At 59.1% G+C, this 15,595-nt stretch carries 13 protein-coding genes; 9 read left to right on the top strand and 4 right to left on the bottom strand.

What is annotated here, in order from left to right:
• Window positions 1-129 precede the first annotated feature (129 nt).
• A complete protein-coding gene (locus ACEN8E_RS05785; RefSeq protein WP_495591787.1) occupies window positions 130-1,479 on the bottom strand; it encodes a spinster family MFS transporter in 1,350 nt (449 codons plus the stop codon).
• A 267-nt stretch (window positions 1,480-1,746) separates the two neighbouring features.
• Here ACEN8E_RS05785 and ACEN8E_RS05780 point away from each other — a divergent pair, with 267 nt between their 5' ends.
• Window positions 1,747-2,112, top strand: coding sequence for a YkgJ family cysteine cluster protein (locus ACEN8E_RS05780; RefSeq protein WP_495591786.1), 366 nt, complete (start codon window positions 1,747-1,749; stop codon window positions 2,110-2,112).
• Between the two features lie 147 nt (window positions 2,113-2,259).
• Window positions 2,260-4,476 (top strand): putative bifunctional diguanylate cyclase/phosphodiesterase, encoded by a 2,217-nt coding sequence (locus ACEN8E_RS05775; RefSeq protein WP_495591785.1) that lies wholly within the window; start codon window positions 2,260-2,262, stop codon window positions 4,474-4,476.
• Here ACEN8E_RS05775 and ACEN8E_RS05770 read toward each other — a convergent pair.
• Window positions 4,433-5,329, bottom strand: coding sequence for an NAD(P)-dependent oxidoreductase (locus ACEN8E_RS05770; RefSeq protein WP_495591784.1), 897 nt, complete (start codon window positions 5,327-5,329; stop codon window positions 4,433-4,435). The two genes, ACEN8E_RS05775 and ACEN8E_RS05770, sit on opposite strands and share 44 nt — an antisense overlap.
• Window positions 5,330-5,525: 196 nt before the next feature.
• Here ACEN8E_RS05770 and ACEN8E_RS05765 point away from each other — a divergent pair, with 196 nt between their 5' ends.
• Window positions 5,526-7,724 carry a hypothetical protein gene (locus ACEN8E_RS05765; protein WP_495591783.1) on the top strand — a complete coding sequence of 733 codons (2,199 nt, stop codon included), beginning with the start codon at window positions 5,526-5,528 and terminating at the stop codon, window positions 7,722-7,724.
• A gap of 298 nt (window positions 7,725-8,022) precedes the next feature.
• Here the strand turns inward: ACEN8E_RS05765 and ACEN8E_RS05760 are convergent, their stop codons facing one another.
• The gene (locus tag ACEN8E_RS05760; RefSeq protein WP_495591782.1) at window positions 8,023-8,328 is read right to left on the bottom strand and encodes a DUF2288 domain-containing protein; all 306 of its coding nucleotides are present in this window, start codon (window positions 8,326-8,328) and stop codon (window positions 8,023-8,025) included.
• A gap of 350 nt (window positions 8,329-8,678) precedes the next feature.
• Between ACEN8E_RS05760 and ACEN8E_RS05755 the strand changes: the two genes are divergently transcribed.
• From ACEN8E_RS05755 to ACEN8E_RS05735, 5 genes are all read left to right on the top strand, one after another.
• Entirely contained in the window at window positions 8,679-9,806 is a 1,128-nt protein-coding gene (locus ACEN8E_RS05755; RefSeq protein ID WP_495591781.1) for a branched-chain amino acid ABC transporter substrate-binding protein, read from the top strand.
• A gap of 232 nt (window positions 9,807-10,038) precedes the next feature.
• On the top strand, window positions 10,039-10,962 hold the full coding sequence (livH, locus tag ACEN8E_RS05750) for a high-affinity branched-chain amino acid ABC transporter permease LivH (protein WP_495591780.1): 924 nt from the start codon (window positions 10,039-10,041) through the stop codon (window positions 10,960-10,962).
• Window positions 10,959-12,215 (top strand): high-affinity branched-chain amino acid ABC transporter permease LivM, encoded by a 1,257-nt coding sequence (locus ACEN8E_RS05745; protein ID WP_495591779.1) that lies wholly within the window; start codon window positions 10,959-10,961, stop codon window positions 12,213-12,215. The genes livH and ACEN8E_RS05745 overlap by 4 nt, the downstream gene beginning before the upstream one ends.
• The gene (gene livG, locus ACEN8E_RS05740; protein ID WP_495591778.1) at window positions 12,212-12,979 is read left to right on the top strand and encodes a high-affinity branched-chain amino acid ABC transporter ATP-binding protein LivG; all 768 of its coding nucleotides are present in this window, start codon (window positions 12,212-12,214) and stop codon (window positions 12,977-12,979) included. The genes ACEN8E_RS05745 and livG overlap by 4 nt, the downstream gene beginning before the upstream one ends.
• On the top strand, window positions 12,980-13,681 hold the full coding sequence (locus ACEN8E_RS05735; RefSeq protein WP_095945384.1) for an ABC transporter ATP-binding protein: 702 nt from the start codon (window positions 12,980-12,982) through the stop codon (window positions 13,679-13,681).
• A 202-nt stretch (window positions 13,682-13,883) separates the two neighbouring features.
• Here ACEN8E_RS05735 and ACEN8E_RS05730 read toward each other — a convergent pair whose 3' ends face one another.
• Complete coding sequence (locus ACEN8E_RS05730) at window positions 13,884-14,792, bottom strand: LysR family transcriptional regulator (protein WP_008052920.1); 909 nt, start codon at window positions 14,790-14,792, stop codon at window positions 13,884-13,886.
• A 107-nt stretch (window positions 14,793-14,899) separates the two neighbouring features.
• Here ACEN8E_RS05730 and ACEN8E_RS05725 point away from each other — a divergent pair, with 107 nt between their 5' ends.
• Window positions 14,900-15,496 (top strand): short chain dehydrogenase, encoded by a 597-nt coding sequence (locus ACEN8E_RS05725; protein WP_495591777.1) that lies wholly within the window; start codon window positions 14,900-14,902, stop codon window positions 15,494-15,496.
• Window positions 15,497-15,595: the final 99 nt, after the last annotated feature.

Below are 15,595 nucleotides of genomic sequence, written 5' to 3'. Positions count from 1 at the left end.
ATGCGGGCCTTTTTATCTATCTGATTTTTGCAGTGATGCGGCTGGACTCTTCGCGAGCAGGCTCGCTCCCACAGGGATCTCATCTGCACCGAAGATCCAATGTGGGAGCGAGCCCGCTCGCGAAAGCGCTCATGCAGTCGCTATAGCCTCCACTGGCTCAACCACCGCCACCAACCCCTCTTTCATTCGCTTGGCATCGCGCACAAAACACCGCGAAGCCAGGAACAGAAACACCACGGTGAAAAACAGCGCCACCGGAATCAGGTACATCGCATCGTGCAGGCCGACCGCCTTGAAGGCTTCGGTCATCTGCCCGGCACCGGCGGCCAGCATCGCCGAATGGGCAAAGTGATCCGACAAGGCCCCGACCACCACCGGTCCCAGGCCGCCGCCCAACAGGTACAAACCGGCAAAGAACAATGCCATGGCCGTCGCCCGCAGGCGCGGTTCCACCACGTCCTGCATCGCCGTGTACACGCAGGTGTAGAAGTTGTAGGCGAACAGCCAGCCGAGGCTGAATACGGCGACAAACACCCCGATCTCGATGCGCCCGGAATGCAGCGCCCACGCGGTGCAGACCGTCGAAATCATCAGGCTGAACGCCGCAAACAACAGCCGTCCGTTGGCAATCCGCTGGTGAATCTTGTCGGCGATCCAGCCACCGAGGGTCAGGCCGATCAACCCGGTCACGCCGACAATGACTCCGGTGGCGACCGCGGCATCCTGCAACGGCATGAGGAAATAGCGTTGCAGCATCGGCACCAGAAACGAGTTGCAGGCATAGGTGGCGAAGTTGAAACACAGACCGGCCATCACCAGCCACAAAAAGGTCGGCACAGCCAATACCCGACGGATCGGCCGATCGATCTTTTCCTGCGACACCTGAACGCTCTCGGCGGCGCCGCGTTTCGGTTCCTTGATGAAAAACATGAATATCGCGAGGAACAGCCCGGGCACCGCCGCGATAAAGAACGGCGCACGCCAGCTATCGAAAGCCTTGACCATCGCGCCGATGGTGAAGAACGCCAGCAACAGTCCCAATGGCAGCCCGAGCATGAAGATGCCCATGGCCCGCGCCCGGCGGTGCGCCGGAAACAGGTCGCCGATCAGCGAGTTGGCGGCTGGCGCGTAACTGGCCTCGCCGATGCCGATACCCATGCGCACGATCAGGAAGCTCCAGAAGCTGCCCACCATACCGTTGACGGCCGTCAACCCGCTCCACACCGCCAGCCCCCAACCCATCAGCTTGCTGCGCGAACCGGTATCGGCCATGCGCCCCAACGGCAGGCCGGCAATGGCGTAGACGATGGTGAACGCCGTACCGATGATCCCCAACTGGAAATCACTGAGGTGCCATTCCATGCGAATGGGTTCGATGATGATGGCCGGGATGGTGCGGTCGAAAAAGTTGAACAGGTTGGCCAGGAACAACAGGAACAGGATGCGCCAGGCATTGGCCGCTTGGGTCGAGTTCTGCATGGGTCCGTCTCTTTTATTGTTTTTGGGGCGTCACTGCCCCCGGACTTTGCAATCTAGACAGGCCGGCCACACCTGTCTTTCATTATTCGCCAGGCTGATACCAACCCATGGAACGCAACCTGTAGGAGCTTTCGCAGGGTGGGTATTTCGCAGTCCGTCCGGTCGTTGAAAAATACCTTTCCACCCCCCTTCCCAAGCCGTTGGCGAAGCCTAGAATAGCGGCCTTGCTCTCCCCTGTGTCTCCACTCCTCCTTACGATAATCGCCCATGTCCGAAGCCAGTCCGTGTCTGAATTGCGGTGCCTGCTGTTCTCATTTTCGCGTGTCATTTTTCTGGGGCGAATGCGCTTCTGCCGGGGGGACGGTACCCGATGAGCTTGTCGAGCAGATCAGCCCCAGTCGGGTCGCGATGATCGGCACCGGCTGCAAACCCGTGCGCTGCACCAGCCTGGTGGGAGACGTGGGCAGTACGGTGCAGTGCTCGATCTACGAAAAGCGCTCCAGCACCTGCCGGGAATTCGATGCTTCATGGGTCGATGGCCTGGCCAATCCCGATTGCGACGCGGCCCGTGCCGCATTCGGCTTGCCGGCCCTGCAACCCGCGTTCGAGATGCCTCAGAAGCAAATCGCCTGATCAATAGCACCAATCGCTATCAGGTTAATATCAAAATCATTAGTGCCAATGTGCCACCATCGCTTGCACTCCATCCATGCCCTCTATACTCCAGGGCATTCGCCAGCGCTCCTTGCGCCGGCCTGAGGGATAACGATGGGGCATGCTATGGCGTGGCTTGGTTTGCATTTCATTACCGAGCTACCAGAGAGTGGGCAGGTCATACTCAATTGCACACATGACCCTTTTCTGGTGCTGCTGGCTTATCTGGTCGCCTGTGTCGGCTGTTTCGCGACGCTGGACATGGCCGAACGTGTGGCTCACGCTGAAAAATCCGCATCCAAAACGCGCTGGCGCTGGGTGGGCAGCGGATGCCTGGCCGGCGGTATCTGGGCCATGCATTTTGTCGGGATGCTGGCATTCCAGGCGCCTATCGGCCTTTACTACCAACTGCCTGTCACGGTGTTTTCGCTAACCATCGCGATGCTCGCCGCTTGGCTGGCAATGCATACCCTCAGCCGCCCTGATTTGAATCTGCAACAGTGCCTAAAGGCATCGATCGGGATTGGCCTGGGTATCGCGACCATGCATTACGTGGGCATGACCGCCATGCACGCCACTGCCTCGATCTATTACCAACCGGGTCTGTTTGCCCTTTCCATCGCGCTCGCGATCGGTGCCGCGCTGGCAGCCTTGTTGCTGGCATGGTATCTGCGCAATGGCGCCGGCATGCTGCATCAGCTCTTCAAATACTGTGCCAGCCTGCTGCTCGGGGCGGGCATCCTCAGTATGCACCTCACTGCCATGGCTGCCTTCAACCTGGTACTGCCCAACGACAGCCTGCCAACGCAAACCGGCGAACAAAGCCATCTGCAACTGGCGCTGACCGTGACGGTCATGACCCTGCTGATCATCGGCAGCAGCATCAGCGCGGCACTGGCGGACAAGAAACTGCAACACAAGGACCGTGACCTGCAGCGGGTCAACTCCCTGCTCAGCCAACTCGACCAGGCACGCATGTCGTTGCAACAAGTGGCGCACTACGATCCGCTGACCAACTTGATCAATCGCCGCGGGTTCAACCAGGTCTTCGCCGAAAAGCTCATCGAGAAATCCAACAAGGGCGGGATGCTGGCGGTCCTGTTCCTGGACATCGATCATTTCAAGCGGATCAACGACAGCCTTGGCCACGATGCCGGTGACGAACTGCTCAAAGTGCTTGCCGGGCACATCAAGAGCTCGGTTCGCAGTCACGAGGATGTGGTCGCACGCTTCGGTGGCGACGAGTTCTGCCTGCTCATTGACCTGCATGACCGTGACGAAGCGCGACAGCTGGCCCAACGTATCATGCTGAAAATGAAGGAACCCATCGAGCTGGCCGGCCGGCGCATGGTCATGACCACCAGCATCGGCATCAGCCTGTTTCCGGACGACGGCAAGACGTGTGAGGAACTGTTGAAGAACGCCGACCTGGCGCTGTATCAGTCCAAGGGCAGCGGCCGCAACGGCCTGAATTTTTTCAGCGCCAACCTGAAAACCCGCGCCACGCTGGAGCTGCAACTGGAAGAAGAGTTGCGCCACGCCCTGCGCGAAGACACCGGCCTGATGCTCTACTACCAGCCGATCTATGACTTCAAGACCGGCCAGGTCAGCAAGCTCGAAGCCTTGATCCGCTGGCAACACCCGGTCCACGGTTTACTCGTACCGGATCGTTTTATCGCCATCGCCGAGGCCAACGGCCTGATCGCCGAGCTGGACAACTGGGTGCTGCGCAAGGCCTGCGAAGATCTGGGCGAATTGTCGCGCCAGGGCTGCGAAGACCTCAAGATCGCCGTGAATTGCTCGCCCCTGAACCTGGCGCGCGAAGAACTGGCCGATGAAATCGAGCATGCGTTGCGGGCCGCCGGCGTGGAGCCCCACCGGCTGGAACTGGAAGTCACGGAAAACGCCTTGATGGGCAATATTGCCGACACCCTGGTGTTGCTGCGGCAGATACGCGCCCTCGGCGTGTCGCTGTCGATCGATGACTTCGGCACCGGCTATTCATCCCTGGCCTACCTCAAGCGCCTGCCCCTGAACACACTGAAAATCGACCGCTCGTTCATCCAGGACATCCCCAAGGCCACCCAGGACATGGAAATTGTCCAGGCGATTATCGTCATGGCCCATACCCTGCACCTGCAAGTGGTCACCGAAGGGGTCGAAACCTTCGAGCAATACCAGTTCCTGGAAAACCATGGCTGTGACTTCGTTCAGGGCTATTTGCTCAGTCGGCCGGTGCCACTGGCCGAGCTGCGTCCGGTACTGAACGAAATCAACCAGCGCAAACACGCCTGCACCTTCAGGACGCTGAGTCTGGCTCACGGTACATCTGCACTAATGTAGACGGGTCTTTTTCAAGGAACCCCTGACTCCCATGCAGGCGCATCAACTGTGCGGCCAGACCGCTTATCGGTGTCGCCGAGCCTTGCTCACGGGAAAACTTCACCGCCGTATCCAGATCCTTGAGCAACGTGCGCACATGCCACTTGACCGGCTCGAAACGGTTTCCAGCCATCTGCGGGGCCAGGATCTGCAACGGTTTCGAATCGGCAAAGCCGCCGGCCAGCGCTTCGGCGATCAGGCTTGCATCAACCCCGGAACGTTCGGCCAGCGCGACCACCTCGGCAATGACCAAGGCATTGCAGGCGACGATCATCTGATTGCATGCCTTGGTCACCTGCCCTGCCCCCACGCCGCCCATGTGCGTCACGCGCTGCCCCAGGTTCAGCAGAACGGGGCGTACCCGATCCAGATCCTGTGACTCGCCACCCACCATGATCGCCAGGCTTCCAGCCTCGGCACCGACCACGCCACCGGACACCGGTGTGTCGAGCCAGCCCATGCCGGTTCTGCTGGCGAGTTCTGCGGCCATTTCCCGCGTGGCGTTGGGTTCCAGGCTGGAAAAGTCCACCAGTAACTGGCCTTTTTTTGCCCCCTGGACAATGCCCGTCGGACCAAACACTACCTCGCGCACAACCGACGTATCCGCCAGGCACAACATCACCACGTCGGCGTGCTGGCACAGTTCGGCCGGGCTGGCGACCTGGCGTGCGCCTGCTTCCACCAGCGGCCCGCACTTGTCCGGATTGCGATTCCATACCGCCAGCGGATAACCCGCGGCCAGCAGGCGCCGGCACATCGGCAGTCCCATCAGGCCGATGCCGGCAAACCCCAGCGAAGGTAGCATTGACATCATTTAGCCTCCTTTTGATTAAAGATCGTCAGATATTGGCCGATCCATCATGACTTAGGAAAGGATTCACTCCGAGCAATGCTCAGGCTAAAGACCAAGGCATGGTCCAAGTACGCGCTGAAAAAAGACGCGACTCTATTCCGTGACGGTTCGACGACAGTGAGTCGGACAACCAATCAGCCCAGGTAGATGGCGAACAATGACTTCTAAAAACAACCCGGCCACTGCGGTAACCGATCTGACGTTGAGCCCCGCGGCCAACAGCCCGTCATCACCGAAGCCATTGATTCAATCCCGCCCGTTGGCGACCCAGCAGTATCTGTACTTCACCGAAACCAATACCGACCGCATCCTCGATAACCTCGATGGCCTGCGCGACATGGTGTTCCCGCGCCCACCGCGCCTGGAAGGCGACAGCGAACAGCACAACGACCAGGAATTCCCGTCGGTGTGCCTGATCGGCCTGGGCCGTTGCGGCTCGAACATCGCCCTGGACGTGGCGGAGCTGGTGTACAACGCCCGCAAGTTCTACCTCAACGAATTCAACAACGAAGATCGCCTGTCGCCGGACAAGCGTCTTGCCGAAAAGGGCTACAGCCCGGCCCAGTGGATCCGCAACAACCTGCGCCTGGGCCAGAACAAAAACACCAAGCCAGTGTTTCTGGTCGAGCCGCTGGTGATGCTCGGCGACCTGGACAAGGACATCGCCGGACGCATCCGTTTCTCGCGCAAGGGCGAAAAAAGCGGTTTCCTGCGTGACTACAGCAAGATGAAGATCATGGACTTGTCGGAAGTCCACGCCGGTGGCGCCGGTAACGCGCCGATCCTCGGCCAGTACCTGGCCAAGATCATCCTGAACAAGGACACCCAGCGTTTCTCCAGCCCTGACTGGAAAATGATTCACTCGTACCTGATCGACAGCTGCGGCATCAAGGCCAACCAGTCGCGCCTGTATTTCTCGATCTTCAGTGCCGGTGGCGGTACCGGTTCGGGCATGGCCTCGGAGTTCGGCCTGGCCCAGCAGCACTCGTACATGAACAAGACGTTCGACACCAAACCGATGGACGAGCACGACAGCAAGAGCGGCCACTCCTTCGTCTTCGAACCGATCTTCACCAGTGGCATCTGTGTGCTGCCGAATATCTCCGATCACCGCAGTGAAATGTCCGAGGCATTGCACATCAACGCCGGTCGCCTGCTGTGCAAGTACCTGTCGGAAGAGTGGGACTTCTCCTACAACTTCGCCAACGAAGACAGCAGCGAAGCCAGCGTCATGGGCCGCATCCGCCCGTGGAACGCGATGATGCTGATTTCCAACGACATCATGCGTTACGCCGAAGAGAATGATGACGGCAATATCCAGAACATTGATGTCAATGCCATGGAAAAGCATGCCAACCAATACATCTCGCAGCAGATCTTCAACATTCTGACGGCTCAGGCGGTGACCACCGACTACGACCAGAACTATTTCCGTCGTGCCGGCATCGACATCGGCGAAACAATCCGCCTGGACGCCAACGACCTGTTCATGAGCCTGGCCGGCCCGGTGGCGATTGCCTATGCCGAGTCCGTGGTGCCGGAAACCCCGCCGCCGAGCAGCGACAAATTCAAGGTGTTCGAGAAAGAGCCGCAGCGCCTGAACATCGATGACCTGTTCTTCCGTTCGATCGACCTGCCGCACTTCAACAAGGTCACCCAGGCCATCGAAGGCATCAGCCTGTTGCCGATCGAGTCCAAGCGCTATCGCGCGTCGCTGGAGCAGTACAAGAATTCGGGATACGACGCGGCGGCCCTGCATGACCTGCACTTCTTCAAGAATTGCTCGTCGGTGGTGTCGATCGTTTCCCTGCCGAAGGACTACAAGCTGTCCTACATGGACTTGAACCGGTTGAAGACGCACCTCAACAGCCTGTTCCCCAACACCACGCTCAAGCGCTACGCGCTGGTGATAGGTGCTTCGGCCAACCTGTCGCTGACCACCCTGATCGCCAAGAGCCCGTGCCTGTCGGACGACTTCCTGACGCTGATCGTGGCCTTCATCAAGCGCTGCTTTGCGAAGTCTGCCTACCGTTTCGACGAAACCCTGGACAACTCGATCCTGGACTTCATCGTCCAGGAAGAATTCGACGAAGGCCGCATCGACGACTTGCTCAACGAATTCGAGAACCCGGCAAAGATCCTCGATACCAACTGGTACGCGATCAAGCCGATGTACGAGAAGAAATACCGCGAGCTGATCAACGACAAGGAAAAGTTCGTCTCGATCAACGACATCCGCCTGTCACGCGACTGTGTGAAGAAAGCGATCAAGTACCTGCGCGAAATCTACCGTCACCGCATCGGCAAGACCAAGGTCATTTCGTTGAATAACCATACGGGCAAGACGGCTTACTAAGGCCAGGTACGAAACCGCGTTGACCCTTTCGCGAGCAGGCTCGCTCCCACAGTGATCGCATTCATCCAGAAAGAACGCGGTCAACTGTGGGAGCGAGCCTGCTCGCGAAGGCGCTTCAGGATTCAACACAAATCAACATCCAGAAACAATTGAGCAACCGTTCAGTTGCCCTCCCAACTGTTCCCGTTACGTTTACGTCACCGTGAGGCTGTGGCCTTTCTCTACGGCAACGTGCCATCACGCTACTCGGCTACACACTTTTCCCTCTGAAGGGTGCGCACCAATCGAGTGCAACCTTTTAAGCCTGCGCCCTTTCCTGGATCAGAATCCACGGCGAAACAACCACCGCCCACAACTGCGGATCACGTTCAAAAAGATCCAGCGCCCGCGTTTCAGACAGTTTGGCGAGTTTGTCAGCAGCCAGCCAGGCAGCCACTTTCTCCCCTTCATCCTGGGCTACGGCTTCGGCGGCGGCGATCAAATCCAGGCCAGGATCGACCCACAATAGGGCACCCTTGGCAAAGAACGGCTCCAGCTCTTTCCAGGAAATAGATGCGGTTTCACCAAGCAGCTTGGCATAGAGGGTGCTAGGTTCTTTATTCATGGGACTGTCCGGAAAAGAAATCGACGCGAATGATAACGTCGGTGGTCTGGCAGAAAAACCCGGATGCAATCGAGTGACCGAAATGAAAAGCGCAGGAAAGCCAGGGAATGCACTGAATCGGGCTATAAGCCTCTCAACACCCCGCCGCAATTCTGTATCTTTCTTTCAATAAAGCGACACCTGCAGGTTTTGTCCCCCGACGCCGCCTTCCCAGGCCGACAATCGGCGCTCTACACTGTACCGGTACAGTTGCCGAGGGACTTTTCCGGGGAATGTCGCAGATATCTGACCCGGTTCTGCTGCTTTCGGCGCCAGGACTATAAAAACTACAACAGTAAGAGTGGAGCACTATGACTAAGGCTACTAAGCAGATTTCCAAACTGTTTGCCGCTATGGTTCTGGCCGGGGTTGCCAGCCATTCGTTCGCAGCTGACACCATCAAGATCGGCATCGCCGGCCCTAAAACCGGCCCTGTAGCCCAATACGGCGACATGCAGTTCAGTGGCGCCAAAATGGCCATCGAACAGATCAACGCCAAGGGCGGCGTAGACGGCAAGAAACTCGAAGCCGTTGAATACGATGACGCCTGCGATCCAAAACAAGCTGTTGCGGTCGCGAACAAAGTCGTCAACGACGGCGTCAAGTTCGTGGTCGGCCACCTGTGCTCCAGCTCCACTCAACCGGCTTCGGACATCTACGAAGACGAAGGCGTGATCATGATCACCCCGGCTGCCACCAGCCCGGACATCACCAACCGTGGTTACAAAATGGTGTTCCGCACCATCGGCCTGGACAGCGCCCAGGGCCCTGCCGCCGGTAACTACATTGCCGATCACGTAAAACCGAAAATCGTTGCTGTTCTGCACGACAAACAGCAATACGGCGAAGGCATCGCCACTGCCGTGAAGAAAACCCTCGAAGGCAAAGGCGTGAAGGTTGCCGTGTTCGAAGGCATCAACGCCGGCGACAAAGACTTCTCTTCGATGATCTCCAAGCTCAAGCAAGCCAACGTCGACTTCGTCTACTACGGCGGCTACCACCCGGAGCTGGGCCTGATCCTGCGTCAATCCCAGGAAAAAGGCCTGAAAGCCCGCTTCATGGGTCCGGAAGGCGTGGGTAACGACTCCATTTCGCAGATCGCCAAGGACGCTTCCGAAGGCCTGCTGGTGACCCTGCCGAAGTCCTTCGACCAGGATCCGGCCAACATTGCCCTGGCTGACGCATTCAAGGCCAAGAAAGAAGACCCGAGCGGTCCGTTCGTGTTCCCGGCCTACTCGGCTGTGGAAGTGATCGCCGAAGGCATCAAGGCGGCCAAGTCCGAAGACGCAGGCAAAGTGGCTGAAGCCATCCACGCCGGCACCTTCAAGACCCCGACTGGCGACCTGAGCTTCGACGCCAAGGGCGACCTGAAAGACTTCAAATTTGTGGTTTACGAGTGGCACTTCGGCAAACCAAAAACTGAAGCTTCGCCTCAGTAAGGCGCTGCCTGACTGACTGCCAATAAAGCCCACGGCGTGCCGTGGGCTTTATTTTACGAACGTTTTGGGCCGCGCTGGCGTGATCCGCCAGCCTCCCCACCTGAAAATCTCAAAACCGTCATCAGCGGTTCGCTGGCAAACCCCGGATTCGAAGTGGATGCAGATCCACGGGGCCCGGGCGGGAAAATGACTCCACCAGTGAAATGCGTATCAGGTTTTTAGGAGCGCTGTAATGCCTGACATCTATCACTTTTTCCAACAGCTGGTTAATGGCATGACCATTGGCAGCACGTATGCCCTGATCGCCATCGGCTATACGATGGTTTACGGCATCATTGGAATGATCAACTTCGCCCACGGCGAGGTGTACATGATCGGCTCCTACGTGGCGTTCATCGCCATCGCCGGGCTGGCCATGCTGGGACTCGACAGCGTTCCGCTGTTGATGGCCGCTGCTTTCCTTGCAACCATCGTTGTCACCAGTGCCTACGGCTACAGCATCGAACGGATCGCCTACCGCCCCTTGCGCGGCAGCAACCGTCTGATCCCGCTGATTTCCGCCATCGGCATGTCGATCTTCCTGCAGAACACGGTTCTGCTGGCGCAAGACTCCAAGGACAAATCCATCTCCAACCTGATCCCCGGCAACTTCGCCATCGGGCCAGGTGGCGCACATGAAGTGCTGATTTCCTACATGCAAATCGTGGTGTTCGTGGTGACTTTGATCGCCATGCTCGGCCTGACCCTGTTCATCTCCCGCTCTCGCCTGGGCCGCGCCTGCCGCGCCTGCGCCGAAGACATCAAGATGGCCAACCTGCTGGGTATCAACACCAACAACATCATCGCCCTGACCTTCGTCATCGGTGCGGCACTGGCGGCCATCGCGGCCGTGCTGCTGAGCATGCAATACGGTGTGATCAACCCGAACGCCGGTTTCCTCGTTGGCCTCAAGGCCTTCACCGCCGCGGTACTGGGCGGTATCGGCAGCATCCCCGGCGCCATGCTCGGCGGGATCGTGCTCGGGGTAGCGGAAGCCTTTGGTGCCGATATCTTCGGCGACCAGTACAAGGACGTCGTGGCTTTCGGTCTATTGGTTCTGGTGCTGTTGTTCCGGCCAACCGGCCTGTTGGGCCGTCCGGAGGTTGAGAAGGTATGACTAGGAATCTTAAACAGGCGCTGTTCAGCGCTTTGCTGGTGTGGGCCGTGGCCTACCCGGTACTCGGTCTGAAGCTGACCATCGTCGGCATCAACCTCGAAGTTCATGGCACCAGCGACGCCACCCTGATCACCATCGCCGTGTGCTCGGTGCTGATGTTCCTGCGGGTCCTGTTCGACCAGCAGATCAGCGCGGCCTGGAAATCCTCGCCCAACATGCCAGTGATGCCGGCCAAGGCCAGTAACTTTCTGACCCTGCCGACCACCCAGCGCTGGATCATCATTGCGTTGATCATCGGCGCACTGGTCTGGCCGTTCTTCGGCTCTCGCGGCGCGGTGGATATCGCCACCCTGGTGCTGATCTACGTGATGCTGGGCCTGGGCCTGAACATCGTGGTTGGCCTGGCCGGCCTGCTCGACCTCGGTTACGTCGGCTTCTATGCCGTAGGCGCCTACAGCTACGCGCTGCTGTCGCACTACTACGGCCTGAGCTTCTGGATCTGCCTGCCGATTGCCGGCCTGATGGCGGCCACCTTCGGCTTCCTGCTCGGCTTCCCGGTGCTGCGCTTGCGCGGTGACTACCTGGCGATCGTGACCCTGGGCTTCGGTGAAATCATCCGTCTGTTCCTGCGTAACCTGACCGGGCTGACTGGCGGTCCGAACGGCATCAGCAACATCGAGAAACCGACGTTCTTCGGCCTGACCTTCGAGCGCAAGGCGGCTGAAGGCCTGCAGACGTTCCACGAGTACTTCGGCCTGGAATACAACTCGATCAACAAGGTGATCTTCCTCTACCTGGTTGCGTTATTCCTCGCACTGTTCGCCCTGTTCGTCATCAACCGCTTGCTGCGCATGCCTCTGGGTCGTGCCTGGGAAGCACTGCGTGAAGACGAGATCGCCTGCCGTGCTTTGGGTCTGAACCCGACGATCATCAAGCTGTCGGCCTTCACCCTGGGTGCCTGCTTCGCCGGTTTCGCCGGCAGCTTCTTCGCCGCGCGTCAGGGCCTGGTGACACCAGAGTCCTTCACCTTCATCGAGTCGGCGACCATCCTCGCCATCGTGGTGCTGGGCGGCATGGGCTCGCAACTGGGTGTCGTACTCGCGGCCACGGTGATGATCCTGTTGCCGGAAATGATGCGTGAGTTCAGTGAATACCGCATGTTGATGTTCGGCGCCTTGATGGTGCTGATGATGATCTGGCGCCCTCAAGGCCTGCTGCCCATGCAACGTCCTCACATGGAGCTGCGCAAATGAGCCGCGAGATCCTGAAAGTAGATAACCTGAGCATGCGCTTCGGCGGCTTGCTGGCGGTCAACGGCGTGGCCTTGAGCGTGAAGGAGAAACAAGTGGTGGCGCTGATCGGCCCTAACGGCGCCGGCAAGACCACCGTGTTCAACTGCCTGACCGGCTTCTACAAGCCGAGCGGCGGCAGCATCCTGCTGGACGGCGAGCCGATCGAAGGCCTGCCGGGCCACAAGATCGCCCTCAAGGGCGTGGTGCGCACCTTCCAGAACGTGCGGTTGTTCAAGGACATGACGGCGGTCGAGAACCTGCTGATCGCTCAGCATCGTCACCTGAACACCAACTTCCTGTCCGGCCTGTTCAAGACCCCGTCGTTCCGCAAAAGCGAGCGCGAGGCCATGGAGTACGCCGAGTACTGGCTGGACAAGGTTCACCTCAAGGAGTTCGCCAACCGCCCGGCAGGCACCCTGGCCTATGGTCAGCAACGTCGCCTGGAAATCGCCCGCTGCATGATGACCCGCCCGCGGATCCTCATGCTCGACGAACCGGCCGCCGGCCTGAACCCGAAGGAAACCGAAGACCTCAAGGCGCTGATCAGCGTGCTGCGTGAAGAGCACAACGTCACCGTGCTGCTGATCGAACACGACATGAAACTGGTCATGAGCATTTCCGACCACATCGTCGTGATCAACCAGGGCACCCCCCTGGCCAACGGCACACCGGAACAGATCCGCGACAATCCTGAAGTGATCAAAGCCTACCTGGGGGAAGCGTAAATGCTGCAGTTCGAAAACGTTTCCACCTTCTACGGCAAGATCCAGGCCCTGCACAGCGTCAACGTCGAAGTCCGCCAGGGCGAGATCGTGACCCTGATCGGTGCCAACGGTGCCGGCAAGTCCACGTTGCTGATGACGCTTTGCGGTTCGCCGCGCGCCCACAGCGGCAGCATCCGCTACATGGGTGAGGAACTGGTCGGCCAGGAATCCTCGCAGATCATGCGCAAGAGCATTGCCGTGGTGCCGGAAGGTCGTCGGGTGTTTTCCCGACTGACCGTGGAAGAAAACCTGTCCATGGGCGGTTTCTTCACCGCCAAGGGCGACTATCAGGAGCAGATGGACAAGGTCCTCGGACTTTTCCCACGCCTGAAAGAACGCTTCGCCCAGCGTGGTGGCACCATGTCCGGCGGCGAACAGCAAATGCTCGCCATCGGCCGTGCACTGATGAGCAAGCCCAAGCTGTTGCTGCTCGACGAGCCGTCCCTGGGCCTGGCACCGATCATCATCCAGCAGATCTTCGACATCATCGAACAGCTGCGCAAGGACGGTGTGACCGTGTTCCTGGTCGAGCAGAACGCCAACCAGGCGCTGAAAATCGCTGACCGTGCCTACGTTCTGGAGAACGGCCGGGTGGTGATGCAAGGCACCGGTGAAGCACTGCTGACCGACCCGAAAGTGCGCGAAGCGTACCTCGGCGGCTAAGCCATTGCGGTAAACAAAAAACGGCCTTCGCGGGCCGTTTTTTTATGCCTGCCAACCTCCCTGGCTTCGTAAACCCTCTTCTGTAGGAGCGAGCTTGCTCGCGAGAAACTCGAGGGCGCTGCGTTCATTCAGACAACCCTCGTCATCGTTAACGCCCATCGCGAGCCAGCTCGCTCCTACAGGACGACGTGCGTGTGAAGATTTACAGCCGATCCAACGCCTCCCCACTGCGCTTGAACCACCCGATCAAATAATCCGCCAGCACCTGTGTGCGCTTGGGCAATCCGCCCTGATACGGATGCACCAGGTACATCGGCATGCTGCGGGTCTGATAGTCGCGCAGGAGCCATCGCAAACGCCCATCGGCCAGTTCTGTTGGCAAACAGTAGGATGGCAGCCGCGCAATACCGGCGCCGACCAGTGCGGCTTTCTTCAAGAGGTTGTAGTGGTTGCTGGCGAACGGCCCCGACACCCGCACCCGCAACAACTCGTGCTGCTGGTGATACAGCCATTCTTCGCGGCCGCTGTAATGGCTGTTGAGCAGGCAACGATGCTCGGCCAGCGCCTGGGGTGTTTGCGGTTCACCGTATTGTTCCAGATAAGCCGGGCTGGCACAGGTCAGCTCTTGCCACGCCAGCAGCGGGCGCGCCACCAGTCGCTGGTCAATGGCCACGTCAGAGCGAATCGCCAGGTCGAAGCCGTCGCGGGACAGATCGCGATAGCTGTTGTTGAGCTCCAGTTCGATCTGCACCTGAGGGTATTTGGCGGAAAACTCCAGCAATAGGCCATCGAAGAAGGTTTCCCCGAGTGATACCGGCACCGTCATCCGCACCGGGCCGGCCATGTCGTCCTTCAGCCGCGCCAGGGCCTGGCGCGCCCGCTCGACTTGCACCACCAGCGCCTGTGCCTGGGGCAACAACGCAGCACCGGCCGCGGTCAGGCTCAGGCGGCGGGTGGTGCGTTGCAACAGCACCACGGAAAACTGCGCTTCCAACTGGCTGATGCGCTTGGACAACTGGCCTTTGCTGCAACCGAGCTGCTGCGCCGCCAGGGTGAAACTTCCCGCTTCGATCAATACGGCGAATGCGGCCAGGTCATCCATCTCGCTCATGGATTGTTTCCATTTGAAAACCAAAGGTTGCCTATTAGCGCGCTTATCTACGAAAAAAACCACTCTAAACTGATACCTCGTTCAACCCACAACGAGGATCGACATCCATGAAAATTCTTTTGATTGGCGCAGGCGGCACCATCGGTTCGGCCATCGACAAAGAACTCTCGCCACGCCACGAAATCATCCGCATCGGTCGCTCCAGCGGCGACTTCCAGGTGGATATCAGCGACAGCACCTCGATTCGCAAACTGTTCGCGCAGACCGGCAAATTCGACGCATTGGTGTGCGCCGCCGGCAACGTGACCTTTGCCCCGCTCAATGAGATGACCGAAGAGAGCTTCGCCCTGGGCCTGAAAGACAAACTCATGGGCCAGGTCAACCTGTTGCTGATCGGTCGCGAGTTCGCCAACGATGGCGCTTCGTTCACCTTCACCACTGGCGTACTCAGCCACGATCCGATTTACAGCGGCGCCTCGGCGGCGCTGGTCAACGGTGCACTGGACAGTTTCGTCCGGGCCGCCGCCATCGAACTGCCGCGCGGCCTGCGTGTGAATTCGATCAGCCCGAACGTCCTGGTCGAAGCCATGGGCAAATACGCGCCGTACTTCCGCGGCTTCAAGCCGGTTCCTGCGGCAGATGTGGCTTTGGCCTACGCCAAAAGCGTGGAAGGCCTGCAAACAGGTCAGACCTTTCACATCTGAAGATGAAAAATCGCAACCTGCGTCAGCCCCAATACAAAGTGGAGACGATAACGGGTTGTGATGAACGATCAGCCTGAGTAACGTGGCGGCACCTGTCAG

The sequence above is a fragment of the Pseudomonas sp. Pseusp9 genome (assembly GCF_059491265.1).
The sequence above is the reverse complement of the archived record's forward strand: the minus strand, read 5'-3'. Positions and strand labels throughout refer to the sequence as shown.